The 25,048-nt window shown below is 70.1% G+C and carries 21 protein-coding genes and 3 tRNA genes; 13 read left to right on the top strand and 11 right to left on the bottom strand.

Annotated features, from left to right (window positions below; all coding sequences use genetic code 11):
• Position 1 precedes the first annotated feature (1 nt).
• Positions 2–439, top strand: a complete 438-nt coding sequence (locus N799_RS02315) for a type IV pilin protein (RefSeq protein ID WP_425476941.1) — start codon at positions 2–4, stop codon at positions 437–439.
• A 57-nt stretch (positions 440–496) separates the two neighbouring features.
• Here the strand turns inward: N799_RS02315 and N799_RS02310 are convergent.
• Positions 497–573, bottom strand: a tRNA-Asn gene (locus N799_RS02310).
• Positions 574–607: 34 nt separating this feature from the next.
• Positions 608–1,162 carry a GspH/FimT family pseudopilin gene (locus tag N799_RS02305; protein ID WP_036207180.1) on the bottom strand — a complete coding sequence of 185 codons (555 nt, stop codon included), beginning with the start codon at positions 1,160–1,162 and terminating at the stop codon, positions 608–610.
• A gap of 167 nt (positions 1,163–1,329) precedes the next feature.
• On the opposite strand from N799_RS02305, the gene uvrB reads away from it, so the two are divergent.
• The 12 genes from uvrB (at position 1,330) to N799_RS02245 (ending at position 12,993) form a co-directional block, all read left to right on the top strand.
• Positions 1,330–3,408 carry an excinuclease ABC subunit UvrB gene (uvrB, locus tag N799_RS02300; protein ID WP_081974651.1) on the top strand — a complete coding sequence of 693 codons (2,079 nt, stop codon included), beginning with the start codon at positions 1,330–1,332 and terminating at the stop codon, positions 3,406–3,408.
• Between the two features lie 91 nt (positions 3,409–3,499).
• A tRNA-Val gene (locus tag N799_RS02295) sits at positions 3,500–3,574 on the top strand.
• A 416-nt stretch (positions 3,575–3,990) separates the two neighbouring features.
• Entirely contained in the window at positions 3,991–5,892 is a 1,902-nt protein-coding gene (gene thrS / locus N799_RS02290; protein ID WP_036207177.1) for a threonine--tRNA ligase, read from the top strand.
• A 66-nt stretch (positions 5,893–5,958) separates the two neighbouring features.
• Complete coding sequence (gene infC / locus N799_RS02285; protein ID WP_203225016.1) at positions 5,959–6,483, top strand: translation initiation factor IF-3; 525 nt, start codon at positions 5,959–5,961, stop codon at positions 6,481–6,483.
• Between the two features lie 247 nt (positions 6,484–6,730).
• Complete coding sequence (rpmI, locus tag N799_RS02280) at positions 6,731–6,928, top strand: 50S ribosomal protein L35 (protein ID WP_036207173.1); 198 nt, start codon at positions 6,731–6,733, stop codon at positions 6,926–6,928.
• A 13-nt stretch (positions 6,929–6,941) separates the two neighbouring features.
• Complete coding sequence (rplT, locus tag N799_RS02275) at positions 6,942–7,301, top strand: 50S ribosomal protein L20 (RefSeq protein WP_036207170.1); 360 nt, start codon at positions 6,942–6,944, stop codon at positions 7,299–7,301.
• 219 nt (positions 7,302–7,520) lie between these two features.
• Positions 7,521–8,531 (top strand): phenylalanine--tRNA ligase subunit alpha, encoded by a 1,011-nt coding sequence (gene pheS, locus N799_RS02270; protein WP_036207168.1) that lies wholly within the window; start codon positions 7,521–7,523, stop codon positions 8,529–8,531.
• A 19-nt stretch (positions 8,532–8,550) separates the two neighbouring features.
• Complete coding sequence (gene pheT, locus N799_RS02265) at positions 8,551–10,938, top strand: phenylalanine--tRNA ligase subunit beta (RefSeq protein ID WP_036207166.1); 2,388 nt, start codon at positions 8,551–8,553, stop codon at positions 10,936–10,938.
• Positions 10,939–10,965: 27 nt separating this feature from the next.
• Positions 10,966–11,271: an integration host factor subunit alpha gene (locus N799_RS02260; RefSeq protein WP_036207164.1), complete on the top strand. Its 306-nt coding sequence runs from the start codon at positions 10,966–10,968 to the stop codon at positions 11,269–11,271.
• Entirely contained in the window at positions 11,264–11,620 is a 357-nt protein-coding gene (locus N799_RS02255) for a MerR family transcriptional regulator (RefSeq protein WP_036207160.1), read from the top strand. The genes N799_RS02260 and N799_RS02255 overlap by 8 nt, the downstream gene beginning before the upstream one ends.
• 70 nt (positions 11,621–11,690) lie before the next feature.
• A tRNA-Pro gene (locus N799_RS02250) sits at positions 11,691–11,767 on the top strand.
• Between the two features lie 137 nt (positions 11,768–11,904).
• Positions 11,905–12,993, top strand: a complete 1,089-nt coding sequence (locus N799_RS02245; RefSeq protein WP_160279947.1) for a TraB/GumN family protein — start codon at positions 11,905–11,907, stop codon at positions 12,991–12,993.
• 13 nt (positions 12,994–13,006) lie between these two features.
• Here the strand turns inward: N799_RS02245 and dxs are convergent, their stop codons facing one another.
• The 9 genes from dxs to N799_RS02200 form a co-directional block, all read right to left on the bottom strand.
• Positions 13,007–14,923 carry a 1-deoxy-D-xylulose-5-phosphate synthase gene (dxs, locus tag N799_RS02240; protein WP_036207157.1) on the bottom strand — a complete coding sequence of 639 codons (1,917 nt, stop codon included), beginning with the start codon at positions 14,921–14,923 and terminating at the stop codon, positions 13,007–13,009.
• Positions 14,924–15,007: 84 nt separating this feature from the next.
• Positions 15,008–16,072: a hypothetical protein gene (locus N799_RS02235; RefSeq protein ID WP_036207154.1), complete on the bottom strand. Its 1,065-nt coding sequence runs from the start codon at positions 16,070–16,072 to the stop codon at positions 15,008–15,010.
• 121 nt (positions 16,073–16,193) lie between these two features.
• On the bottom strand, positions 16,194–16,772 hold the full coding sequence (locus N799_RS02230) for an HNH endonuclease (protein WP_238978691.1): 579 nt from the start codon (positions 16,770–16,772) through the stop codon (positions 16,194–16,196).
• 196 nt (positions 16,773–16,968) lie between these two features.
• Complete coding sequence (locus N799_RS02225; RefSeq protein WP_036207152.1) at positions 16,969–18,759, bottom strand: acyl-CoA dehydrogenase C-terminal domain-containing protein; 1,791 nt, start codon at positions 18,757–18,759, stop codon at positions 16,969–16,971.
• A gap of 77 nt (positions 18,760–18,836) precedes the next feature.
• On the bottom strand, positions 18,837–19,322 hold the full coding sequence (locus N799_RS02220; RefSeq protein ID WP_052101030.1) for an LEA type 2 family protein: 486 nt from the start codon (positions 19,320–19,322) through the stop codon (positions 18,837–18,839).
• Between the two features lie 61 nt (positions 19,323–19,383).
• The gene (locus N799_RS02215; RefSeq protein WP_036207145.1) at positions 19,384–20,028 is read right to left on the bottom strand and encodes a response regulator; all 645 of its coding nucleotides are present in this window, start codon (positions 20,026–20,028) and stop codon (positions 19,384–19,386) included.
• 21 nt (positions 20,029–20,049) lie between these two features.
• Positions 20,050–20,793, bottom strand: a complete 744-nt coding sequence (locus N799_RS02210) for a sensor histidine kinase (RefSeq protein ID WP_036207142.1) — start codon at positions 20,791–20,793, stop codon at positions 20,050–20,052.
• Positions 20,790–24,119, bottom strand: a complete 3,330-nt coding sequence (locus N799_RS02205) for a protein kinase domain-containing protein (RefSeq protein WP_052101027.1) — start codon at positions 24,117–24,119, stop codon at positions 20,790–20,792. The genes N799_RS02210 and N799_RS02205 overlap by 4 nt, the downstream gene beginning before the upstream one ends.
• Positions 24,116–25,024: a GAF domain-containing protein gene (locus N799_RS02200; RefSeq protein ID WP_052101024.1), complete on the bottom strand. Its 909-nt coding sequence runs from the start codon at positions 25,022–25,024 to the stop codon at positions 24,116–24,118. The genes N799_RS02205 and N799_RS02200 overlap by 4 nt, the downstream gene beginning before the upstream one ends.
• Positions 25,025–25,048: the final 24 nt, after the last annotated feature.

The raw sequence follows: 25,048 nt of genomic DNA, 5'->3' as shown, positions 1-25,048 counted from the left end.
CATGATGCGTGCACGCAACGCGGCGGGTGGCTTCACCCTGATCGAACTGATGATCGTGGTCGCGATCATCGCGGTGCTGGCGGCGATCGCCTATCCGAGCTACCAGAACCACGTGATCAAGACCCGCCGGGCCGCTGCTGCAGCCTGCGCGATGGAGGGCGCGCAGTTCATGGAGCGCTTCTACACCACCAACATGCGCTACAACACCGACCGGGCGGGTAATGCGGTGGCGCTGCCGGGGACCCAGTGCGCGGCGGACATCGCGCAGCACTACACGATCCAGTTGGCCGGAGTCACCACGGCCACCACGTACTCGATCCAGGCCGTGCCCCAGGGGCAGCAGGCCACCCGTGACACCAAGTGCGGGACGCTGGCAATCAACCAGGCGGGAGCCAAGACCGTCAGCAATACCAGCACCGATCCCGACGACTGCTGGTAACGGCGACAGGGCAACAAAAAAGGCCTGCAGCGATGCAGGCCTTTTTCGTATGTATGCTGGCGCCCGAAGTTGGACTCGAACCAACGACCCCCTGATTAACAGTCAAGTGCTCTAACCAGCTGAGCTATTCGGGCGGGGATGCGCATTGTAAGCGTTGCGACGCGAGGGTCAAGCGCCCGGCGCGTACGGACAGCTCTCCCCGGCCTCCGCCCGCTCGCTCCGCGGCCGCCCGGCGTTGTTCACCACCACCTTGCCGAGCAGTCGCGCGTCCTTCTCGGCGCACAGCCGGATGCTCAGGTTGCTGCCGTAGGACCAGCCGTCCGGGGTGAACCGGACACGGTGGCGGCCGCGGGTGCTGCGCAGGGCGATGCCGGCGCCGATCCCGTCCACCCGCTGCAGGACCGCCGCCGCATTGGCCGGCTGGTCGTCCGCGCCGGGGTCGGCGTAGACGATCCAGCCGTCGTCCCAGACCAAGTCGCGCCGGCAGGTCGCGCCATCGCTCGAAGGGCAGGCCGTGACCGCCGCCCCCGTCTTCACCGCCGCCAGCCGGGCGGTCGCCAGCGATGCGGTGAGCAGGTGGTAGGCGTTCGCCTCGCGCGCCCGCTGCAGCACGCCTGCAAACGCCGGCACCCCGACCGTCACCGTCACCGCCAGCACGGCCAGCGTCACCATCAGCTCGGCCAGGGTGAAGCCCCGGCTCCCGTACCGCGCGTCCTGCGCCATCCTCCCGCCTCCATTCGACCGGCCCGCGAGCCGGGCCGGACACCATCGTCGCGTGGCGGCTGCTGAACCGCAGTCGGCGGATGGCGCACGGAAGGGTAGGGAAATGCCGCGGCCGCCCCCATCCGGGCGAGGTCCTACACTGGGCGTTTCGCGCCGCTCCCGAGCCGATGACCGACAGCCCCACGACCACGCCGCCCGAACCCGGGAACGCGCTGACGCCCGCGCCGCCCCGCGAGGGCGCGTTCCACCTGGTGTCCCCGTACCGGCCCGCCGGCGACCAGCCGCAGGCGATCGAGAAGCTGGTGGAGGGGTTCGAGAACGGCCTGGCGCACCAGACCCTGCTGGGCGTCACCGGCTCGGGCAAGACCTACACCATCGCCAACGTGATCCAGCAGGTACAGAAGCCGACGCTGGTGATGGCACACAACAAGACCCTGGCGGCGCAGCTGTACGGCGAGTTCAAGTCCTTCTTCCCGGACAACGCGGTCGAGTACTTCGTCAGCTACTACGACTACTACCAGCCCGAGGCCTACGTGGCGTCGTCGGACACCTTCATCGAGAAGGACAGTTCGGTGAACGAGCACATCGAGCAGATGCGGCTGTCGGCGACCAAGGCGCTGCTGGAGCGGCGCGACTGCATCATCGTCTGCACCGTCTCGGCGATCTACGGGCTGGGCGACCCCAACGAATACTTCCGCATGGTGTTGCACATGGTCCGCGGCGAGCGCATCGACCAGCGCGAGCTGATCCGCCGGCTGACCGAGATGCAGTACACCCGCAACGACACCGAGCTGCGCCGCGGCACCTACCGCGTGCGTGGCGAGGTGATCGACGTGCACCCGGCCGAGTCGGAGATGGAGGCGGTGCGGATCGAGCTGTTCGACGGCGAGATCGAGAACGTCACCGCCTTCGACCCGCTGACCGGCGAAACCCTGCGCAAGCTGCAGCGCTACACCATCTACCCCAAGTCGCACTACGTGACCACGCGCCGCACCGTGCTCGACGCGGTCGACGCGATCAAGGACGAGCTGCGCGTGCGGCTGGAGCAGCTGTACGCGCAGAACAAGCTGGTCGAGGCCCAGCGGCTGGCGCAGCGCACCCAGTTCGACCTGGAGATGCTGGCCGAGGTCGGCTACTGCAACGGCGTCGAGAACTACTCGCGCCACCTCACCGGCCACATGCCCGGCGAGCCGCCGCCGTGCCTGTTCGACTACCTGCCGCCGGACGCGCTGCTGGTGGTCGACGAGTCGCACGTGACCGTCCCGCAGATCGGCGCGATGTACAAAGGCGACCGCTCGCGCAAGGAGACGCTGGTCGAGTTCGGCTTCCGGCTGCCGTCGGCGCTGGACAACCGGCCACTCCGGTTCGAGGAGTGGGAGGGCCGCTCGCCGCGCGCGATCTTCGTGTCGGCGACCCCGGGCAAGTACGAACTGGAGCACTCCGAAGGCGAGGTGGTCGAGCTGGTGGTGCGCCCCACCGGGCTGGTCGATCCGCCGGTCGAGATCCGCCCGGTCGCGACCCAGGTCGACGACGTGCTCGGCGAGATCAACCAGCGCGTGGCGATGGGCGACCGCGTGCTGATCACCACCCTGACCAAGCGCATGGCCGAGAACCTCACCGAGTACCTCGGCGAGCACGGCGTGCGGGTGCGCTACCTGCATTCGGACATCGACACGGTCGAGCGCGTGGAGATCATCCGCGACCTGCGGCTGGGCAAGTTCGACGTGCTGGTCGGCATCAACCTGCTGCGCGAGGGCCTGGACATGCCGGAGGTGTCGCTGGTGGCGATCCTCGACGCCGACAAGGAGGGCTTCCTGCGTTCGACCGGCTCGCTGATCCAGACCATCGGCCGCGCCGCCCGCAACGTGCGTGGCAAGGCGATCCTGTACGCCGACCGGATCACCGACTCGATGAAGCGCGCGATCGACGAGACCGACCGCCGCCGCGAGAAGCAGCTGGAGCACAACGCCGAGCATGGGATCACGCCGGAGTCGGTCGTGCGGCCGGTGGTCGACGTGATGGAGGGCGCGCGGGTCGACCCCGATGCGCTCAAGGCCCGCGGCAAGGCCCGCAAGGCGGCCGAGGAGGCGGCGGAGTATGCCGCGCTCAGCCCCGGCCAGTTGGCCGCGCGGATCAGGAAGCTGGAGCAGCAGATGTACCAGCACGCCCGCGACCTGGAGTTCGAGCAGGCCGCGGCCGTGCGCGACGAGCTGCACCGGCTGAAGGAGCAGGGGTTCGCCGGCTGAAGTCGGGGCGGGGTGCCCGCGTCGGAAACTGTTGCCGGAACCCGCGGCCCGGGCTACACTGCGCGCCCTCTCGCCGGGTTGTTCAGGCGAAGGGCGGTTAGCTCAGCGGTAGAGCACTACCTTGACATGGTAGGGGTCACAGGTTCGAACCCTGTACCGCCCACCAGAATGTTGCGAAGACGGCCGGGTCTCCCCCGGCCGTTTTTGTTTGGGCGCTGCGCCAGGTCGCCACCGCGCCCGTTCCGCCCCCTGCCACGGCCGCTGCGCCGTTGACTTGCAGCGTCCCGTCCCCAACTATTGCAGGGTCGGCCGGCAGCCTGCCGGCCCGTTTCCGAGGTGGCCCGCGCCAACGCGCCGGCCGAGCGTGCGACATGGACACTACCACCGCCCATTGTTGATCCCGCCCGGGGCTTCCGCATTGCGCAGGCGCCCTCGTGGCGCTTTTTGTTTGCGGGTATTCCCGACAGTTCTGTGACAACGGCTCCCTTGTAGGAGCGACGTAAGTCGCGACCCGCCGAACCTCCGTGACGATGTACAGGTCGCGACTTACGTCGCTCCTGCAAAGACCCGATAGATGGCCCCATGATCGCAATCACGCTCCCCGACGGCTCGCGCCGCGAGTTCGAAAACCCCGTCACCGTCGCCGACGTCGCCGCCTCGATTGGCCCCGGCCTGGCCAAGGCCGCGCTGGCCGGCAAGGTCGACGGAAAACTGGTCGACACCAGCCACCGTATCGACCACGACGCCGCGCTCGAGATCGTCACCGACAAGCATCCCGACGCGCTCGAGGTGCTGCGCCACTCCACCGCCCACCTTCTGGCCCAGGCCGTGCAGCGCCTGTACCCGGGCGCGCAGGTCACGATCGGCCCGGTGATCGACAACGGCTTCTACTACGACTTCGCCTACGAGCGCCCGTTCACGCCGGAGGACCTGCCGGCGATCGAGGCCGAGATGCAGAAGATCGTCAAGGAGGCGCAGCCGGTCAGCCGCTCGGTCAAGTCGCGCGACGACGCCACGAAGTTCTTCCGCGACATGGGCGAGGAGTACAAGGCGCAGATCATCGAGTCGATCCCCGCCAACGAGGAGCTGTCGCTCTACAGCCAGGGCGAGTTCACCGACCTGTGCCGCGGCCCGCACGTGCCGGGCACGGACAAGCTGCGCAGCTTCAAGCTGATGAAGGTGGCCGGCGCCTACTGGCGCGGCGACCACAACAACCAGATGCTCAGCCGCATCTACGGCACCGCCTGGCTCAACGACAAGGACCTCAAGGCGTACCTGCACCAGATCGAGGAGGCCGAGAAGCGCGACCACCGCAAGATCGCCAGGCAGCAGGACCTGTTCCACCTGCAGGAAGAGGCGCCGGGCCTGATCTTCTGGCATCCGAAGGGCTGGTCGATCTGGCAGGTGGTCGAGGACTACATGCGCAAGGTCTACCGCCGGTCCGGCTACCAGGAAGTGCGCTGCCCGCAGATCCTCGACGTTTCCCTGTGGCAGAAGTCCGGCCACTGGGACAACTACAAGGAGAACATGTTCTTCACCGAGTCGGAGAAGCGCACCTACGCCCTAAAGCCGATGAACTGCCCGGGCCACGTGCAGGTGTTCAACCACGGCCTGCACAGCTACCGCGACCTGCCGATCCGCTACGGCGAGTTCGGCGCCTGCCACCGCAACGAGCCGTCCGGCGCGCTGCACGGCATCCTGCGCGTGCGCGGCTTCACCCAGGACGACGGCCACGTGTTCTGCACCGAAGGACAGATCGAGGCCGAGGTCACCGCCTTCCACGCGCAGGCGATGAAGGTCTACGCCGACTTCGGCTTCACCGACGTGCAGGTCAAGCTGGCCCTGCGCCCGGAGCCGCGGCTGGGCGACGACGCCACCTGGGACAAGGCCGAGGACGCCCTGCGCGCGGCCCTGCGTTCGGCCGGCGTGGAGTGGAAGGAGCTGCCGGGCGAGGGCGCCTTCTATGGCCCGAAGATCGAGTACCACCTGCGCGACGCGATCGGCCGCACCTGGCAGCTGGGCACCATGCAGGTCGATTTCATGATGCCGGGCCGGCTCGGCGCGGAGTACGTCGACGAAAGCAGCCAGCGGCGGCACCCGGTCATGCTGCACCGCGCCATCGTGGGCTCGATGGAGCGCTTCATCGGCATCCTGATCGAGCATCACGCAGGCCTGTTGCCGGCGTGGCTGGCTCCGGTGCAGGCGGTCGTGATGAACATCACCGATGCGCAGGCCGACTACGTCACCGATGTCCGGAATTCCCTTGCAAATCAAGGGGTCCGGGTCGAAAGCGATTTGCGCAACGAGAAAATCGGCCGTAAGATCCGCGAGCACACGCTGCAGCGGGTGCCGTACCTGCTGGTGGTCGGGGACCGCGAGCGGGATGACGGCCTGGTTGCGGTGCGGACCCGCGGAGGGGAGGATCTGGGGTCGATGACCACCGCCGAATTCGCCGCGCGTTTACGTGACGAAAACGCACGCTGAGGCAGCGTGGGAAAGGGACCCGGCCGCATTGTCGCGGCCGGCACGATCGATACCGGAGATTGCAATATCAGTACCCCCGACAAGCGGAATCGCAAGAATCAGGAAATCCGCGTCCCCAAAGTACGCGTGATCGGCAGCGACGGCGAGATGGTCGGCGTCCTGTCGCGCGATGAAGCCCTGAGCCTTGCCCAGGAAGAAGGACTCGACCTGGTCGAGATCCAGCCGCATGGCGACCCGCCGGTCTGCCGCGTGATGGATTTCGGCAAGTTCATGTTCGACCTGCAGAAGAAGGCCAACGCGGCCAAGAAGAAGCAGAAGCAGGTCGAGATCAAGGAGGTCAAGTTCCGCCCGGTCACCGACGAGGGTGACTACCAGATCAAGCTGCGCAAGATGCGCGGGTTCCTGGAGGACGGCGACAAGATCAAGGTCAACATCCGCTTCCGTGGCCGCGAGATGAGCCACCAGGAGCTTGGCCGCGAGATGGCCGCCCGGATCGAGGCCGACCTCGGCGAGGACATCGTCATCGAGTCGCGCCCGCGCCTTGAAGGCCGGCAGATGGTGATGATGATCGCGCCGAAGAAGAAGGCCTGACGCCCCGGCCGGGCCATGTGCCCGGCCGAAGCGACTGATTCCAAAGCGGTATTTGCAACCCCGGCGCGTGGACGGCATAATGGCCGGCCCGGCTCGCCGGGGTTTGTTGTGTGCAGCTTGCACCCAGCGTCAGGACCGGTCTTGATTCCATTCGAATCAATGACTTACAAGCCGGCACGGGCAGGACGGAAAGCGTGGCGCAAGCCACCGCCCAGGCCAGTGACAAGAACCCGTAAGGACATTCGCAATGCCCAAGATCAAGACCCATCGCGGTGCGGCCAAGCGTTTCCGCAAGACCGCGTCCGGCAAGTTCAAGTGCGGCCACGCCAACCGTAGCCACATCCTCACCAAGAAGGCGACCAAGCGGAAGCGCAACCTGCGGCAGACGAACCACGTCCGCGCCGAGGATGCCGGTCGTATCACCCGCATGTTGCCGTACGCCTGAGGAGGACTGAGAAATGGCACGAGTCAAACGTGGTGTGCAGGCGCGTCGTCGCCACAAGAAGATCCTCAAGCAGGCCAAGGGCTACTACCACGCCCGCCGCAAGGTCTTCCGCGTCGCCAAGCAGGCGGTCACCAAGGCGCTGCAGTACGCCTACATCGGCCGCAAGCAGAAGAAGCGCAATTTCCGTTCGCTGTGGATCGCCCGCATCAACGCGGCGTCCCGCGCCAACGGTATCAGCTACAGCCGCTTCATGAACGGCCTGATGAAGGCCGGTATCACCCTCGACCGCAAGGTGCTGGCGGACATCGCCGTGCACGACGCGGCGGGTTTTACCGCGCTGACCGAGAAGGCCAAGAGCGCGCTCGCAGCGTAAGGTGTCGCGTCGCGGTCGCGTCGGAAGCGATGCGCCGCGATCGGACAACGAAGTACACGCATGGGGAAGGGCGCAAGTCCTTCCCCATGTTTCGTTTTGGGGGCAGAGGCTTTTGTAGGAGCGACGTCAGTCGCGACCTGTACATCGCCTCACGGTTCGGCGGGTCGCGACTGACGTCGCTCCTACACCGGAATCGTCCGGTGACCATCAGGATTGCGAATGACTGACATCCAGGCACTAATCACCAAGGCCCTGGCCGACATCGCCGCGGCCGATTCGCCGGCCGCGATCGAGGCGCTGCGGGTCGCGCTGGTCGGCAAGTCCGGCACCATCACCGGCCAGCTCAAGCAGCTCGGCAAGCTGCCTGCCGAGGAGCGCAAGGCCGCCGGCGCGGCGATCAACGAGGCCCGCGACACCGTCTCCGCCGCGCTGGGCGAGCGCAAGGCGCAGCTGGAATCGGCCGCGCTCGACGCCCGGCTTGCCGCCGAGACCATCGACGTCACCTTGCCGGGCATCGACGCCGGCCGCGGCGGCCTGCACCCGGTCAGCCGCACGCTGGAGCGCATCGCCGACATCTTCGGACGGCTCGGCTTCGAGCTCGCCGACGGCCCCGAGATCGAGGACGACTGGCACAACTTCGAGGCGCTCAACTTCCCGCCGCACCACCCGGCGCGGGCGATGCACGACACCTTCTATTTCCCGGACGGCCGCCTGCTGCGCACCCACACCTCGGGCGTGCAGGTGCGCTACATGCAGGACCTGCTCGCCGCCGGTGGCCGGCCGCCGTTGCGCATGATCGCCGCGGGCAAGGTCTATCGCAGCGACAGCGACCAGACCCACACCCCGATGTTCCACCAGGTCGAGGGCCTGCTGGTCGACGAGCACGCCAGCTTCGCCGACCTCAAGGGCACGCTGGCCGAGTTCGTGCGCGCGTTCTTCGAGCGCGACTTCGAGATGCGCTTCCGGCCGAGCTACTTCCCGTTCACCGAACCCTCGGCCGAGGTCGACATCGCCTGGCAGCAACCCGACGGCTCGACCCGCTGGCTGGAGGTGCTCGGCTGCGGCATGGTCCATCCGAATGTGCTGCGCAACGTCGGGATCGACCCCGGGAAGTACACCGGCTACGCGTTCGGCCTCGGCGTCGAGCGCTTCGCGATGCTGCGCTACGGGGTCGACGACCTGCGCAGCTTCTTCGAGAACGACGTGCGCTTCCTGCGCCAGTTCGCCTGACCCGCACACGGACCACGCGATGAAATTTTCCGAGAACTGGCTGCGCCAGCACGTGCCGACCACCGCCAGCCGCGACGAGCTGGTGGCGACCCTCACCGCCATCGGGCTGGAGGTCGAGGAGGTCACCGCCCTCGGCGGCGCGCTCGACAACGTGGTGGTGGCGCGGATCGTCGGCGCGCAGAAGCATCCCGAGGCCGACCGCCTGCAGGTCTGCACGGTCGACGCCGGCAATGGCGAGACGTTGCAGATCGTCTGCGGGGCGCCCAACGCGCGCGTGGGGCTGAAAGCGCCGCTGGCGAAGGTCGGCGCGGTACTGCCCGGCGGCATGGCGATCACGCCGGCGAAGCTGCGCGGCGTCGAATCCTTCGGGATGCTGTGCTCGGCCAGGGAACTGGGCACCGACGCCGACGCTTCCGGCCTGCTTGAACTGCCGGGCGACGCCGTCGTCGGCCAGCCGATGGCGGCGCTGCTGGGCCTGCCCGACGCCAGCATCGAGATCAAGCTGACCCCCAACCGCGCCGACTGCTTCGGCGTGCGTGGCATCGCCTACGACGTCGCTGCCGCCTCGGGCAGCGAGGTCGCGCCGATGGATATCGAGCCGGTCGATCCGGCCAGCGATGCCAGCCTGCCGGTCGAACTGCACGCCGGCGCCGACGCGCCGCGCTACTGCGGCCGCGTGATCGAGGGTGTCGACGCCGCCGCGCCGACCCCGTGGCGGATCGCCGAGCGCCTGCGCCGCAGTGGCGTGCGCCCGGTGTCGCTGCTGGTCGACGTGACCCAGTACGTGATGCTCGAACTCGGCCAGCCGATGCACGCGTTCGACCGCGACACCCTGTCCGGCCCGGTCGGGGTGCGCCGCGCCCGCGACGGCGAAATGCTCAAGCTGCTCGACGGCCGCGAGGCCAAGCTCGACGACGGCTTCCTGCTGGTGACCGACGCCGACCGCCCGGTCGCGCTGGCCGGCGTGATGGGCGGCTTCGACACCCGCGTGACCGACGCCAGCCGCAACGTCTTCCTCGAGGCCGCCCACTTCGCGCCCGCAGCGATCATCGGTCGCAGTCGCAAGCTTGGCCTGCACACCGACGCCGCCCACCGGTTCGAGCGCGGCGTCGACCCGGCGCTGCCGCGGCTCGCGCTGGAGTACGCCACCCGGCTGATCCTCGACGCTGCCGGCGGCACGCCTGGCGAGGTGGTCGAGGCGACGCTGCCGGAACACCTGCCGCGGCCAAGCCCCATCCTGCTGCGTCGCGAGCGGCTCAAGCGCGTGCTCGGCCTGGCGGTCGCCGATGGCGAGGTCGAGCGCATCCTCCGCGCCCTCGGACTTGCCGTGGAAGCGGACCCGGCCGGCTGGCAGGTCACCGCGCCGAGCCGCCGCTTCGACCTCGCGATCGAGGAGGACCTGATCGAGGAGGTCGCCCGCATCCACGGCTATGACACCGTGCCGACCACGCTGCCCGGCGGCGCGTCGCGGCTGGTGGCACCGAGCGAGGCACGGGTCGAGGGCGGCGTGGTGCGCCGCCACCTGGCCGCGCGCGGCTGCCTGGAGGCGCTCAACTACGCCTTCGTCGACGCCGCGCTGCTGCAGGCCTGGGGTGCCACCGACGGCAGCGTCGCGCTGGCCAACCCGCTCAGTGCCGAGTTGGGCGTCATGCGCACCATGCTGCTGCCGGGGCTGGTGGCCGCGCTGGGCCGCAACACCGCCCGCCAGCAGTCGCGCGTGCGGCTGTTCGAGATCGGCAACGTGTTCACCGCGCAGACTGGCGAAGCGCCGCTGCACACGTTGCGGGTCGCGGCCGCGGTCTGTGGCACGGCCGACCCCGAGCAGTGGGGCAGCGCCTCGCGGCCGGTCGGCTTCCACGACCTCAAGGGCGACCTGGAAAGCCTGGCGGCGGTGTCGGGCGCACGGCTCGAGTTCCGCCCCTCACGCCCGGCCTGGGCGCATCCGGGTCGTTCCGCCGACGTGTTCCGCATCGATGGCGAAACCGAAACCCGGCTCGGCTGGATCGGCCAGCTGCATCCGCGGCTGGCCGGCGAGCTGGAGATCGATGTCGACGTGGTCGCCTTCGAACTCGACCTCGACCCGTTGCTGGCGCGTCCGCTGCCGAAGGCCGCGGCCCGTTCGCGCTTCCCCTCGGTCCGCCGCGACCTCGCCTTCGTGGTCCCGCAGGACGTCGCCTGGGATGCACTGGCCGGTACCGTCCGCGCCGCCGCGGGCCCGGTGCTGCGCGACCTGGTGCTGTTCGACGTGTACCAGGGCAAGGGGGTGGAATCTGGATGCAAGAGTCTCGCTATGGGCTTGATTCTGCAGGAAGAAACGCGCACCCTGACCGATCATGACGTGGACGCGGTGGTCGCCGCGGTGACCACGCGGTTGCAACAGGCGCACGCGGCCACGATCCGCGGTTGACGCCACCGGCAGGGCAGGAAGGAAGCAATGGCATTGACCAAGGCTGAAATGGCCGAGCGCCTCTTCGACGAGGTCGGCCTCAACAAGCGCGAGGCGAAGGAATTCGTCGACGCGTTCTTCGACAGCCTGCGCCAGGCGCTCGAGAGCGGCCGCCAGGTCAAGCTGTCGGGGTTCGGCAACTTCGACCTGCGCCGCAAGAACCAGCGCCCCGGCCGCAACCCCAAGACCGGTGAGGAGATCCCGATCTCCGCCCGCACGGTGGTGACGTTCAAGCCGGGGCAGAAGCTGAAGGAACGCGTCGAGGCCTACGCCGGAGGCGCCGCCCATGCTTGACCCCGGCAGCAACCGCGAGCTCCCGCCGATCCCGGCCAAGCGCTACTTCACCATCGGCGAGGTCAGCGAGCTGTGCGACGTCAAGCCGCACGTGCTGCGCTACTGGGAGACGGAATTCCCGTCGCTCAACCCGGTCAAGCGCCGCGGCAACCGCCGCTACTACCAGCGCCACGAGGTGCTGATGGTCCGGCAGATCCGCGGGCTGCTGTACGAGCAGGGCTACACCATCGGCGGCGCCCGGCTGCGCCTGGAGGGCGAGGCCGCGCGCGACGAGTCGGCGCTGAGTTCGCAGATCATCAAGCAGGTCCGGATGGAGCTGGAAGAGGTCCTGCAACTGCTGCGTCGCTGATCGGGGCGATGGCGGCAATCGCCAACTCGGCTATAATCACCGGCCGCCGCACAGGCGGATGCAACACACTCGGGGCGTAGCGCAGCCTGGTAGCGCACCTGTCTGGGGGACAGGTGGTCGTCGGTTCAAATCCGGCCGTCCCGACCAGTTCGAACACGCGAAACGCCCGGCCCAGTGCCGGGCGTTTTGCGTTCCGTGGAACTCGACGGTGGCGCCGCGGTCCGACAGCGCACGTCCGTGCCGGAGTGGCGCGGGTCCCCGCGATGGAACAAGGAGCGATCGGAATGCGAAGTGTCGTTGCAGTGGTGCTGGGTGCGGTGCTGGCCGGCGGGTTCGCGGCCCCGGCAATGGCGGGCGAGGCGGCGATGGATGCGCCAATCCGCGACATGGAGGCGATGGTGGTTGCCGGCGTGCAGCCGGGGCCGGGCCTGTGGAAGGTCATCAGCGACGAGGGCCACGTGCTGTGGGTGCTCGGCACGGTGGACCCGCTACCGCTGGACATGCAGTGGCGCTCGGCGGAGGTCGAGGCGGCGATCGCGCAGTCCGACGAGGTGCTGTGGGAGCCGGGCTTCGCGGTGCACTCGGACATCGGCTTTTTCAGCGGACTGGCGCTGCTGCCGTCGGCGCTGCGGATACGCCGCAACCCCGACGGCCGCACACTCGACGACGTGCTGCCGCCCGACCTGCATGCGCGCTGGCTGGAGCAGAAGGAGCGCTACCTCGGCTGGGAGATGAGCGTCGAGCGCTGGCGCCCGATGTTCGCCGCCGACAAATTGAACAAGGCCGCGTTGAAGGAGCACGGACTGGGCGAGTCGGTCGCCGTCGGGCAGTTGCAGGCGATGTTCAAGGCCGAGGGCATCAAGCCGACGCTGGTCAACGTGCGGGCCGACGTCGAGGAGCCGCGCGAGCTGGTGCGTGCGTACAACCGCACCGCCGTCAACGACGTCGCCTGCATGGAGGGCACGTTGCAGCAGCTTGAAGCCGGGATGCCGCGGCTGGTGGCGCGCGCCAACGCCTGGGCCACCGGTGACATCGACACGCTGCGCAGCCTGCCGGCCCCCAGCGTCGACCGTGCCTGCCTCGGCGCAGTGTTCGAAAGCGAGTTCGCGAAGAGCCGGGGTTACGGCGACGTGGGCGAGCGGGTCCGCACGTTGTGGATCGACGAAGCCGAGCGCGCGCTGGGCGCCAACGCGGTGACGTTCGCGCTGCTGCCGATGGACGAGGTGTTGGCGGCGGACGGGATGCTCGCCGGGCTGGTGGCACGCGGCTACCGCCTGCTGTCACCGGCGGACGCGGCACCGGGTGAGGAGGAAGTCGATGGGGAAGAGGACGCGACCGGGGCCGCATCCGTGAAGCCGCGGCCCCTGGGATAACGCGGAACGGCCGTCAGCCGGTCGCCGTGCCGCGGGCCTGGCCGAGCCCCGGCCAGCGCGCCAGTACGCTGGCCTCGATGCCCGCGGCGTCGAGGCCGGCCTCGGCCAGCAGCTGCTCGCGGCTGGCGTGGTGCTGGAACGCGTCGGGCAAGCCGAGGTGCAGCACCGGCAGGGTGACGCCCTCGGCCGCCAGCAGTTCGGCCACGCCGCTGCCGGCACCACCGGCGACCACGTTGTCCTCGATCGTGACAAAGCCTTCGTGGCGCGCCGCAAGCCGCAGCACCAGCTCACGGTCGAGCGGCTTGACGAAGCGCATGTTGACCACGGTCAGCCCGAGCGCGGCGCCGACCTGCTCGGCCGCGGCCACCATCGCGCCGAAGGCGAGCAGGGCGACCGGCCCGCCTTCGCGACGGACCTCCGCCTTGCCGATCGGCAGCGTGTCCAGGCCCGGCTGCAGCGCGACGCCGGGACCGGTGCCGCGCGGGTAGCGCACCGCCGCCGGCCCCTCAAAGCGGAAGCCGGTCGACAGCATCTTGCGGCACTCCTCCTCGTCGGCCGGCGCCATCACCACCATGTTCGGCACGCAGCGCAGGTAACTCAGGTCGAGGTTGCCGGCGTGGGTGGCGCCGTCGGGGCCGACCACGCCGCCGCGGTCGATCGCGAACAGCACGTCGAGGTTCTGGATCGCGACGTCGTGCACCAGCTGGTCATAGCCGCGCTGCAGGAAGGTCGAGTAGATCGCGACCACCGGCTTGGCGCCCTCGCAGGCCATGCCGGCGGCCAGCGTCACCGCGTGCTGCTCGGCGATGGCGACGTCGAAGTAGCGCCGCGGGTATTCCCTGCTGAAGCGCACCAGGCCGGAGCCTTCGCGCATCGCCGGGGTGATGCCGAGCAGGCGCTCGTCGGCGGCGGCCATGTCGCACAGCCAGTCGCCGAACACGTCGGTGTAGCTCGGCTTCTTCGCGCCGCCCTTGCTGACCATGCCCTGCGCCGGGTCGAACGGGCTGACCGCGTGGTAGCCGATCTGGTCGCCCTCGGCGAGCTCGTAGCCCTTGCCCTTGGTGGTGATGATGTGCAGCAGCTGCGGGCCCTTCAGGCCCTTGAGCGTCTTCAGCGCGCCCAGCAGCGCGCCCATGTCGTGGCCGTCGATCGGACCGGTGTAGTGGAAGCCCAGCTCCTCGAAGAAGGTGGACGGCAGCACCATGCCCTTCCACTGCTCCTCCCAGCGCTTGACGAAGCGCGCCGGCGCGCCGTGCTTGTCACCCAGCAGCTTCTTGCCGCCCTCGCGGATCGCGTTGAGCGTGCGGCTGCCCGAGAGCCGCCCGAGCATCCGCGTCACCCCGCCGACGTTCTCGGAGATCGACATCTGGTTGTCGTTGAGGATCACCAGCAGGTTCGGCTCGACGCCGCCGGGCTCGTCGCCCATGCCGCCGCCGTGGGCCAGCGCCTCGAACGCCATGCCGCCGGTGATCGCGCCGTCGCCGATCACCGCGACCACCTTGCGGTCGTCGCCGGCGCGCTGCAGCGCGATCGCCATGCCGAGCGCGGCCGAGATGCTGGTCGAGCTGTGGCCGACGCCGAAGGTGTCGTATTCGGACTCCTCGCGCTTGGGGAACGGCGCGACGCCGTCCTTCTGCTTGACCGTGTGGATGCTGTCGCGGCGGCCGGTGAGGATCTTGTGCGGGTACGTCTGGTGGCCGACGTCCCACACCAGCCGGTCGGCCGGGGTGTCGTACAGCCAGTGCAGGGCGACGGTCAGCTCGATCACGCCGAGGCCGGCGCCGAAATGGCCGCCCGACTGCGCGACCTGCTCGATCAGGTAGCCGCGCAGCTCATCGGCGATGGCCGGCAGTTCGTCTTCGGGAAACTGGCGCAGGTCGGCCGGCACCGAGATGCGGGACAGGCGCGGATAGCGTTGCGGATCGATCATCAATACGGCGTCGGACGGCAGTCGCCCATTGTCCCGCCCCGCCGGGAGCGGGGCAAGGTTGCGCGAGCCCGCGCCCGGCGGCGGTCAGCGCCCGCGCAGGCGCCCGAACAGGCCGGCCTTCGGCGCCTCCGGTTCCGGCTCCGGTGGCCGCTCGACGTCGGCGAAGCCGGTGGCGAGGCTGGCGTTGACGAAGTCGGTGACGTCGGCCGCGGGGACGCCGCTGGCCTCGGCGATCTCGGCCAGCGTGGCCGGGCCTTTCATCATCACCGTGGCGATGCGGAAGTGCTTGGGGTACTCGCGCTCGGTCTGCGGCCACTTGAGCATCTGGTAGCGCGCGTGCGGATCGAAGCCGGGCATCAGCGTGCCCTGGCCGGCCAGCAGCCCACCCAGCCACAGCAGGCGGGTCAGTGGTTGCGCCTCGCCGGCCTTGGCGGCCTGCGCGTCCCAGTCGCCGGGGCTGGAGAAGTCGCCCGCGTCGAGATCGTCGCTGACGTGCGCGGTCAGCGGCTTGAGTGCGGACGGGCCGTGGTAGCGGCGCGCGTCGGTGTCGATCAGCACCGCGGTGCCGTCGCGTTCCAGCCGGACCTTGCCGGCGATGCGGCCGGATGCCAGCCAGTCGGCGAGCTTGCTGGGCTCGGGCTCCACCGCTGCCGGCACGTGCGGCTGCAGCGTCGGTGCGGCCGGGACCACCCGGGCGACCGCGGCGCTGGCGGGTTCGCGTGGTTCGTCGAGCTCCTCGGTCCGCGAGGCGGCGGGTGCTTCCGCGACCGGTTGCGGCTGCTCCTCGGGCAACTGGTCCTGCGGCTGCGGGGCGGGGGTGAGGCCGGCCGGGGTCGCGGCCGCGACATCGGGTGCAAGCTCGGCCAGCAGTTGCGCCACCGAAGCGGCGTCGAACGGCTGCCCGAGGCGGAAGTCGGCCTGCGTGCGCGGCGCCGAGGTCAGGCCGATGACGGTCTTGCCGGCGGCATGCAACCGCAGCCAGCTCATCGGGCCGTACATGCTGTCCATGTCGACCACGATGTGGTCGCCCTGGGTCTCGGGCAGCAGCTGCCAGGCGCCGCCGAGGCGCTTGTTGGCTTCGGTGAACGCCGCTTTCAGCGAGGTTTCCGTGGCCGGGTCCATGCCGGTCACGCCGAAAGTCAGGGCCATCGTCAAGTCCAGTAATACAGGTGACCGGAGTGTTGCGGAGGCGACCGCGAGCGTCAATGCGCGCCCAGCGTCGATAGCCGGCGCGTGGCGACAGGGCCGGGGCAGATTCTGTCGCGACGGGTCAGTTGAGCGAGCGCGCGTGCTTCTTGGGCAGGTGGCTCTTCAGGAACGCCATCTGGTCGGCGAGGATGTTGCGGTTGGACAGGATCAGGTGCTCGACCCAGCTCGGCCGGTAGGGCACGGCCAGCAGTGGCATGCCGGCCTGCTGCGGGGTGCGGTTGCCCTTGCGCGAGTTGCAGTGGAAGCAGGCGGCGACGACGTTCTCCCACACGTCGCGTCCGCCCTTGGACACCGGCAGCACGTGGTCGCGCGTCAGTTGCGGGCGGTGGCACTCGCGGCCGCAGTACAGGCACAGGTGGGCGTCGCGGGCGAACAGGGCGGCGTTGGTCAGCGCCGGGGTCGGGTCCAGCGCATGGGCGCGGGCGTGGCCGCGGGCGGCGACGATCGGGTGCAGTTCGATCAGACTCTGTGCGCCGCTGAGCCGGTTGGTTCCGCCATGGACCTGCAGGCAGGGCTCGCCGAGTGTCCAGGCGACGGCGTCGCGGGCGTAGAGGCAGGCGGCCTGCTGCCAGTTCATCCAGTCGAGCACGCGGCCGTGGGCGTCCAGTGCGAGCAGGCGGACCGAGTTGAGCCGTTCGATGCCGTGCCGCGGGGCGACTGCGGGGCCGTCCGGGCCGGACGGGACGGATCCCGTCGCGGTGCCGGAGTTGACGAGGCGTAATGGCGCTCTGTCGTTCTCCACGGGTATCGAGCATATACCCGTTTTGTTGCAGCTTGTCTGCCGAGTGGCGGGCGGGGTCGCGACGGGGCGGTGCCGGCCGTCGCGACCGGGCTGATCAGGCGTCGAAGTGATCCGCGTCCAGCGACATCAGCGGCGCGGCGCCGCTGCGGATCGCGCCGGCGTGCGCGAGCGTGCGCGGCAGCACGCGCTGGAAGTAGAAGCGGGCGGTTTCGCGCTTGCCGGCCTTGAAGCCTTCCGGCTGGTCGGAGGCCTCGGCCGCGGCGACGCTGCGCGCCCACCAGTAGGCGAGGGTCACGTAGCCCGAATACATCAGGTAGTCGTACGAGGCGGCACCGACCTCCTCGGGGTTGGCCGCGGCGGCCTTGGCGACGGCGACCGTCAGCTCCTCCCATTCGCGCGCCTTGTCCGCCAGCGGACCGACCAGTCCGGCCAGCGCCGGGTTGCCGGAGTGCTCACGGCAGAAATCCGCGACCATCGCGCCGAACGCCTTCAGCCCCGCGCCCTGCAGCTTTAGGATCTTGCGCCCCACCAGGTCCAGCGCCTGGATGCCGGTGGTGCCCTCGTAGAGCGTGGTGATGCGGGCGTCGCGCGCCAGCTGCTCCATCCCGTGCTCGGCGATATAGCCATGGCCGCCGAAGCATTGCAGCGCGTGGTAGGTGCACTCGATGCCCCACTCGGTCAGGCAGGCCTTGACGATCGGGGTCATGAACTCGACCAGCGCCTCGGCGCGTTCGCGCTCGGCCGGGTCGCCGGCGGCCTCGGCGGTGTCGACCATCAGGCCGGCGTGGTAGGCCATCACCCGGCCGCCCTCGACCAGCGCCTTGCAGGTCAGCAGCATGCGGCGCACGTCGGGGTGGACGATGATCGGGTCGGCCGGCTTGCCGGGCAGCTTCGGGCCCGACAGCGAGCGCGACTGCAGCCGCTCGCGCGAGTAGGCCAGCGCGTTCTGCAAGGCACGCTCCGACAGCCCGAGCCCTTGCAGGCCGACCGCCAACCGCGCGGCATTCATCATGGTGAACATGTGCGACATGCCCTTGTGGGGCTGGCCGACGAGGTAGCCCTCGGCGCCGTCGAAGTTCATCACGCAGGTCGCCGAGCCGTGGATGCCCATCTTGTGCTCGAGCGACCCGCAGGCCACCGCGTTGCGCTCGCCGACATTGCCGTCGCGGTCGACCCTGAACTTCGGCACCACGAACAGCGAGATGCCCTTGCTGCCCGACGGCGCATCCGGCAGCCGCGCCAGCACCAGGTGGACGATGTTCGGCGCCATGTCGTGCTCGCCGGCGGTAATGAAGATCTTGGTGCCCGAGATCGCGTAGCGGCCGCCGTCGAGCGGCTCGGCGCGGGTCTTGAGCAGGCCCAGGTCGGTGCCGCAGTGCGGCTCCGTCAGGCACATCGTGCCGGTCCACTCGCCCGACACCAGCGGCTTGAGGAAGACCTCGCGCTGCCAGTCCTCGCCATGCTGGCGCAGCGCCTCGGTGGCGCCGTGGCCGAGCAGGGGGAAGTTGCCCCAGGCCAGGTTGGCACTGTCGACCATCTCCTTCTGCACGAAGCCCACCACGTGCGGCAGGCCTTGGCCACCGAACTCCGTCGGCGCGGTCAGGCCCGGCCAGCCGGCTTCGACGTACTGCGCGTAGGCCTCCTTGAAGCCGGTCGGCGTGGTGACCGCACCGGTGGCCTTGTCGTGGCGGCAACCCTCGCGGTCGCCGACCTCGTTGAGCGGGGCGAGCACCGACTCGGTGAAGCGCGCCGCCTCGTCCAGCACCGCGTCGACCAGCTCCCGGCCGGCCTCCTCGTGGCCGAGCGCGGGCAGGGCGGTGTCGATGCCGAGCACGTCGTGGAGGGCGAAACGCATGTCGCGCAGGGGCGCCGTGTACTTGCTCATGGATGCCTCGTTGGATGTGGGGCGCCGGCACGGGCGACCGCGCCGGGCAAAAGAAAAAGGTGTGCCGCCGGAGCGTGTCAGCGCATGACGCCGGGCAGCCCCGGCGCCGGGCTCAACGCACTGCGGCGCGAGAGGTCGTCGAACACGCGCTGGCCCGCTTCGTCGGGGGTCGCGGTGACCGACCCTTCGAGCGAGTAGTCCACCGCCTCGCCGCGCCCGAGCGCCTGCGCCACCGCGAACTTGGCCGCCGCCGACGGCACCAGCACGACTTCGTCGACATCCGCCGACTCCGGCCCGATGGTGATGCCCGGCCGGGCGACGAGCGTGCCCGCGGCGTGGCCGTCGACCTCCAGCGCGAGGCTGATCGCGTCGAACCGCATCGGGATGCTGCTGTAGTTCTCCAGCCGCAGGTCGACCGACCAGTTGCCGTCGGCGCGCACGGTGAGCTGCTGGATCCGCGCGGAAGGCTCCGACACCCGGCGCACCGGGCCGCTCGTGCACGCTGCAAGCACAAGCCCTACCGTCGCCACCGCCAACCACCGCCCCCAGGTCCTGCCCGCCATGCTGCACGCTCCGCCGTGTGGAAGCCCGAGGATACTACGGCGAATGGTGGGGCTGGCGCGGTCAGTCGAGCAGGCCGCGGCGCAGTGCATAACGCACCAGCTCGGCGGTATTGCGCATCTCCAGCTTGGCCAGCACGCGGGCACGGTGGTTCTCGCCGGTCTTCGGGCTGATGTCCAGCCGACGCGCGATTTCCTTGGTGGTGAGACCCTCGGCGATCAGGTGGAAGACCTCGCGTTCGCGCGCGGTGAGGCGCCCGTATGGGTCCTCGACCCGGCGCTGCGGGTCCTGCAGCTGTGCCGCCAGGGCACGCGAAGCCTGCGCCCCGAAATAGCTCCGGCCTTCGGCGAGTGCATGCACCGCTGCTATCAGGTCGGTGGTCGGGCTGTCCTTGACCAGGTATCCCGAGGCGCCGGAACGCACCGCCTGCAGCACGTACTCGTCCTCTTGGTGCATGGTCAGCACCAGCACCCGCGCCTCGGGCAACTGCTCGTGCAGACGTCTCACCACCTCGATACCGTTGAGTCCCGGCATCGAGATATCGGTGATAACCACGTCGGGCCGGGCTACGGCTGCCAGGGCCAGCAGACCCGGACCATCGGCGGCCTGCCCAACCACCACCACCTCGCCGTCCGCCTGCAGCACGCCGACCAGGCTTTCGCGGACCAGCGTGTGGTCATCGGCGATAAGGACGCGGATGGGATGCATCGCGCTAACGTGCGCGACCCCCTAGTCGTCGTCAAGCGGGACGACGGCGCGCACCCGGGTGCCGTTGCCGGGACTCGAATGCAGCTCCAGCCGTCCGCCGTGCAGCCGCAGGCGTTCGCGCATGCCACCTAGGCCGCTGCCACCCGATGCCGGTGCGGTGGCCGGGTCGCAGCCGCGGCCGTCGTCCAGCACCTGCAGCTGGAGGTGTTCGTTGCGAGCTATAAGACGGATGAGCACGTTGGCCGCGCCGGCGTGCCGGGCCACGTTGCCCAGCGCCTCCTGCGCCACCCGGAACAGAAGCGTCTGCAGATCGTCGGCGAGGCGCGGCAGCGGCTCCGTTTCGACCGTCACCGCCAGGCCACTGGCCTCGCCCTGGCTGCGCGCCAGCCATCGCAGCGCGGCTTCGAGGCCCAGGTCGTCGAGGATCGCTGGCCGCAACAGCCGGGACAGCTGGCGGGTGTCCTCTAGGGTGTCGCTGCATAGCGCCAAGGCGGCGTCGACGCGGGCGTGGGCACCGGTGCCGGCTGACAGGTCGCTGCCGAGCTGCGCGATGCGGTGCTTGAGCGCGGTGAGGTTCTGGCCGATGCCGTCGTGGAGTTCGCGCGCGATGCGCCTGCGCTCGTCCTCCTGCACCCGCCATACCGAGCGCGCCAGGCGGCGGAACTCGCGTTCATTCGCTTCCAGCCGATGCAGCAGGCGCCGGTACTGTTCGCGCAGTTCGGGCAGGGAGGTGTGGTCCGGGGAGGGCGAGGGGGAAACAGTCATCGAGCACTCCGTTGCGATGCGTTTGCGGCGGCGCTCCGCTCGTCGCGCAGGCGGGTGGGCAGTCGCCGTCGCCGGGTGGCGTCGGCGTCGCGGGCGAGCCGCAGCGCGGCCTCCTCGCCTGCGGTGTCGCCGGAGGCGGCATGCGCCGCGGCGCCGAGCCGGTGGAGGGCGCCGGCATCAAGGTGGTCGCCATTGCGTAGCAGGCGCGCCGCCTCGCGGTATGCGGTGACGGCGGCGCCGGGATCACCGCGCTGCAGAGCCTGCCGCATGGCCAGTTCGAGCCACGCCAGGCGCAGCGTGGCGTGGCCCAGCGACTCGGTCCCGGCATCGAGATCCGCCGGCAACGTGCCTGTGATCCGCGCGCGTTGCAGCGCGATCTGCAACTGCAGGGCCCGCACGCCGGAGGCGGCGGCCAGCCGGGCGGCGTGCTCCAGTTCGGCCGTCGCGACTGGCGAACCCGCGGCGGGTGGCAGCCGGGCGCGCACAAGCCGGGCGATCGCCTGCTGTTCGAGCGATGCCTCCTGCAGCGACGGCTGGATCTCGGCCAGGCGGGCGGCGGCCTCGGCGGGCGCCCCGGCAGCGATGAGCGCCTGTACCGTGAGCAAAACCGCGTCGACCCGGCCGCGCTGGTCGTCGCGATGCTCGAACATCGACGCGGCCGCGTCGGCCTGTTCGAGCGCGGCGTCGAGGTGACCCTGCAGCAACTCCAGTTCGGCGAGGTTGCGGTGGCTGACCGCCGCTTCCTCGACCATCTGCTGTTGCTCCGCCTCCGCCAGAGACGTGAGCAGGCGCTGGCGTGCCCGGTCCCATTCACCCCGCGCGGTGTCGAGCAGGCCAAGGTTTTGCGTGGTGCGGATCAGGCCCGTCCGGTTGCCGAGGTCGGCGTGGGCCGTGGCGGCCTGCCGCCAATAGACCTGTGCATCGTTGTAGTCGCCGAGCTGGTAGTTGGCGAAGCCGATGTCGTTGAGCGCCTGGGCCACGCCGTGCGGGTCGACGGCGTCGCGCCATGCGCGCAGCGACCGCTGGAACGCCTGCAGCGCGGCCAGGTAGTCGCCGCGCTCCTCGAGCAGCAGGCCCAACTCGTTCTCCACGGCGGCCAGCCCGGCACGGTCGCCGAGCTCCTCGTGGAGCGTCCGCGCGCGCGCGAGGTGCCCCGCCGCCTGCTCGAAGTCGCCGGTGAGCGCGTAGAGATTGGCCAGGTTGCGCAGGCTGGTGGCAACCCCGCGCCGATTGCCGACCAGGCCGCGCAACTCCACCGCCTTGCGGTACTGCTCGATCGCGTCGGCGGTCTGGCCGAGCCGGCCGTAGCCGACGCCCAGCGCGTTGACGGTCTCCGCTTCGCCGAAGCCGTTGCGGCTGCGCTTGTACAGCACAAGTGCACGTACGAGGTGGTCGTCCACCGCCCGGCGCGCATCGCCGCTCAGGATAGAGAACTTGCCGAGCTCGAACCAGACGCGCGGGTCGTTGTCGTCCCGCTGGACCAGCTGCCGCAGCGTCGCGAGCGCGCCGGTGAAGTCGCCGCCGGCGCCTTGCGCGCGGGCCAGTTCGAGGGCGAGGCTGGTGTCGTCCGGCTGGCGCTCGGCTAGGGCACGCCACGACGCCACTGCGCGGGTCGGGTCGCCTTCCAGGAGTGCCTGCCGCGCCTGTATTCGCGGCGCCAGCCCGGTCCCGGTGGTGGCCGACGCGACTGCCTTGTCGATGGCCGTCTCCGCCACGTCGTGCTCGCCGATCGCGAGGGCGGTGTCCACCAGGGACAGCCAGGCCAGTGCGTAGTCGGGAGCCAGCGACGTGGCGTCGCGGAGATGTCCCAGGGCATCGCCCAGCGCCCCTGCCCGTTGCGCGATCAGCCCCTGGCCGAGTGCATCGAGGGCCGCAGGCGACTCCGGCAGCGCCAGGTCGAGCCCGGTCTGGCCGACGACGGGCAGCCCGCTGGTCGCGTGCTCGGCCCACGCCTGCAGGGCAGCGACGGCGTCGTCCGCAAAGGGGCCGGTGATGGTGGTCGCGCCGCCGTTGTGCCGGTACAGCGTCGAATGGATGCGAACCCGCCCGTCGCGTTGCTGCAACACCGGTTGCAGGATGCGTTCGGCCACCCCGACCACGTGGAGAGCATCGATGTCGGCGGTCGCGCGCCCGGTGGGTTCGAGTTGCCGCAGGACCTGCCAGGTGCGCTCATCGTCGACCACGGCGCCCCCGGCCCCCGCCGTGATCGCCTGGCGCAGATGGGCGCCGAGGGCGGCGAGCCGCGGGTCGTCGATGCGCCCGTCGGGGGTCGTAACCGGCAACACCATGAGCCTGTCGAGCGTGGTCGGTGCCACCGGAGCGACGGACACCGGCGTGCGCTGGGACCACCACCATCCAGCCACCGCCAGCGACGCGAACAACAGCAGCAGCGCCACCGCCCACACCGCGCGGCGTGGCGGCGCCACGTCGCGCGGGACCTCCTTGCGGTCGATGGCCTGGACTACCGCGGCCGCGTCCGCAAAACGGTGTGCCGCACGCGGCCGGAGCAGCCGGTCGACCAGGCGTGCCACCCATGTCGGGACATCGGGCTGGAGGGCGGTGACCGGGGCGGGCGTGCGGACCATGCGTTGCGCCAGCACCTCGGTGACGGTGCCGCCGGCAAAGGCCTGCTGCCCGGCAAGCATCTCGTACAGGATAAGGCCCAGCGCGTAGAGGTCGCTGCGGCCGTCCACCGCTTCGCCCCGTGCCTGTTCCGGCGACAGGTAGTCGGGGGTGCCGACCACCGCGCCCGAGCGGGTCAGGCCGCTGCTCGACAGCGACCGGGCGACGCCGAAATCGGTGATGTAGGCGTCGCCGGACGCGTCCAGCAGGATGTTCGCCGGCTTGAGGTCGCGATGGACCACCCCGCGCGCGTGCGCGGCACCAAGCCCCTCGGCGACCTGGCGGGTGATGCGCAGGGCTTCGTGGACGGGCAGGCGGCATTCGCGGTCGAGCCGTCGGCCGAGCGACTCACCGTCGATCAGGTCCATGCTGATCAGCCACTGGTCGTCATGCCGGACGATGTCGTGGATGCGCACCACGTGTGGGCTAGACACCTGCCGGGCCATCAGCAGTTCGTCGCGGAACCGTTCGATCGCGTCGGTCCGCCGCGCGAGTTCGGGCCGCAGCAGCTTGAGCGCGACCGGCACCCCGAGGGTGTCGTCGGTGGCCCGGTACACCACCCCCATGCCGCCGACGCCGAGCATCGACTCGATTCGGAAACGGCCGGCGAGCACCGTGCCGGGCACGAGGTCGAGTGGCAGGTGGATGCCCGTAGCGGTCTCGGCGGCCGCCCGGGGAGATCCTGGCGGTTGCTGGCCGGTCATGCGTCGCCGAAGGCTGCGAGTGGGTGCGCGGCGACGATCCGTCCCCAGTCTGGCAACGACTTCGCGCGGGCGTCCAGCACCTCGCTGGCGCGCCGGGCGGAGATCCAGACCGCTGCGTTCTCGGTGAATGCCTTCAGCAGCTCGACGTCGAGCGTGCTGAGGGCGGGTCCGTGCGACAGGCGGTCGACATACAACGCGCCGAGGATGCGGTCGCCGTCGATCAGCGGCAGACAGGCGAGGGCGCTAATGCCGGCCATGACCACGGAATCGCGCCGGGCCAGCCAGCCCACGCGGCTCACGTCGTTGGCGATCACCGGCCGGTGCTGCCGGATGGCCTGCTGCACCGCGCCGACGCTGCCGGAGAACTCGCGGCCGGCGAGCGCGGCGGGTTCCAGCGAAAGGCAGGACCGGACGGTCCAGTCGGCGGTGGTTCCGTCGGACGCGGCAAGCAGCACGAACCCGCGCTCGCACTGCGCGAGTTCCAGCACTGCACGCAGCGTGGCCTCGAGCAGGTCGTCCAGCCGGGTAAGCCCCTGGATGCGGGCGGTGTGTGCGGTTGCCTGCAGCCTGCGCTGCTGCAATCCCGTTTCGGCGCTGGCCAGTTCAGCCTCGCTGACCGGAACCAGCTCGCAATACACGTCGCCGAATCGCAGCCAGCACGAGGCCGGCAGGCGGATGTCGCGGCAGCGGAAACCGTCGACGAAACTGCCGTTCTTGCTATCGAGATCGAGCAGGCGGAAATGGTCGGCCGCACCGTGCAACCGCGCGTGCGCTCGCGACACGGATGAGTGGTCGAGTACCAGTCCGCTGACCGGATCGCGCCCGACATCGATCACGTCGCCCGGTCCGATCAATCGGATCAGTGCGGCGTCCTCGGGCGGATAGGCGATCAGTCGCGCCTGCATCGAGGCATCTTAGCGCCTGGGCGC

Source organism: Lysobacter arseniciresistens ZS79, from assembly GCF_000768335.1.
GTDB lineage: Bacteria > Pseudomonadota > Gammaproteobacteria > Xanthomonadales > Xanthomonadaceae > Novilysobacter > Novilysobacter arseniciresistens.
The sequence above is the reverse complement of the archived record's forward strand: the minus strand, read 5'-3'. Positions and strand labels throughout refer to the sequence as shown.

Excerpts from the sequence above, each read along its gene's own strand:
- N799_RS02260 (WP_036207164.1), top strand. The coding sequence starts at position 10,966 with ATGGCATTGACCAAGGCTGAAATGGCCGAGCGCCTCTTCGACGAGGTC.
- N799_RS02235 (WP_036207154.1), bottom strand. The coding sequence starts at position 16,072 with ATGGCCCTGACTTTCGGCGTGACCGGCATGGACCCGGCCACGGAAACC.
- N799_RS02245 (WP_160279947.1), top strand. The coding sequence starts at position 11,905 with ATGCGAAGTGTCGTTGCAGTGGTGCTGGGTGCGGTGCTGGCCGGCGGG.
- N799_RS02315 (WP_425476941.1), top strand. The coding sequence starts at position 2 with ATGATGCGTGCACGCAACGCGGCGGGTGGCTTCACCCTGATCGAACTG.
- N799_RS02215 (WP_036207145.1), bottom strand. The coding sequence starts at position 20,028 with ATGCATCCCATCCGCGTCCTTATCGCCGATGACCACACGCTGGTCCGC.
- N799_RS02225 (WP_036207152.1), bottom strand. The coding sequence starts at position 18,759 with ATGAGCAAGTACACGGCGCCCCTGCGCGACATGCGTTTCGCCCTCCAC.
- dxs (WP_036207157.1), bottom strand. The coding sequence starts at position 14,923 with ATGATCGATCCGCAACGCTATCCGCGCCTGTCCCGCATCTCGGTGCCG.
- N799_RS02220 (WP_052101030.1), bottom strand. The coding sequence starts at position 19,322 with ATGGCGGGCAGGACCTGGGGGCGGTGGTTGGCGGTGGCGACGGTAGGG.
- N799_RS02200 (WP_052101024.1), bottom strand. The coding sequence starts at position 25,024 with ATGCAGGCGCGACTGATCGCCTATCCGCCCGAGGACGCCGCACTGATC.
- pheT (WP_036207166.1), top strand. The coding sequence starts at position 8,551 with ATGAAATTTTCCGAGAACTGGCTGCGCCAGCACGTGCCGACCACCGCC.
- uvrB (WP_081974651.1), top strand. The coding sequence starts at position 1,330 with ATGACCGACAGCCCCACGACCACGCCGCCCGAACCCGGGAACGCGCTG.
- pheS (WP_036207168.1), top strand. The coding sequence starts at position 7,521 with ATGACTGACATCCAGGCACTAATCACCAAGGCCCTGGCCGACATCGCC.
- rpmI (WP_036207173.1), top strand. The coding sequence starts at position 6,731 with ATGCCCAAGATCAAGACCCATCGCGGTGCGGCCAAGCGTTTCCGCAAG.
- N799_RS02210 (WP_036207142.1), bottom strand. The coding sequence starts at position 20,793 with ATGACTGTTTCCCCCTCGCCCTCCCCGGACCACACCTCCCTGCCCGAA.
- N799_RS02255 (WP_036207160.1), top strand. The coding sequence starts at position 11,264 with ATGCTTGACCCCGGCAGCAACCGCGAGCTCCCGCCGATCCCGGCCAAG.
- thrS (WP_036207177.1), top strand. The coding sequence starts at position 3,991 with ATGATCGCAATCACGCTCCCCGACGGCTCGCGCCGCGAGTTCGAAAAC.
- rplT (WP_036207170.1), top strand. The coding sequence starts at position 6,942 with ATGGCACGAGTCAAACGTGGTGTGCAGGCGCGTCGTCGCCACAAGAAG.
- N799_RS02305 (WP_036207180.1), bottom strand. The coding sequence starts at position 1,162 with ATGGCGCAGGACGCGCGGTACGGGAGCCGGGGCTTCACCCTGGCCGAG.
- N799_RS02205 (WP_052101027.1), bottom strand. The coding sequence starts at position 24,119 with ATGACCGGCCAGCAACCGCCAGGATCTCCCCGGGCGGCCGCCGAGACC.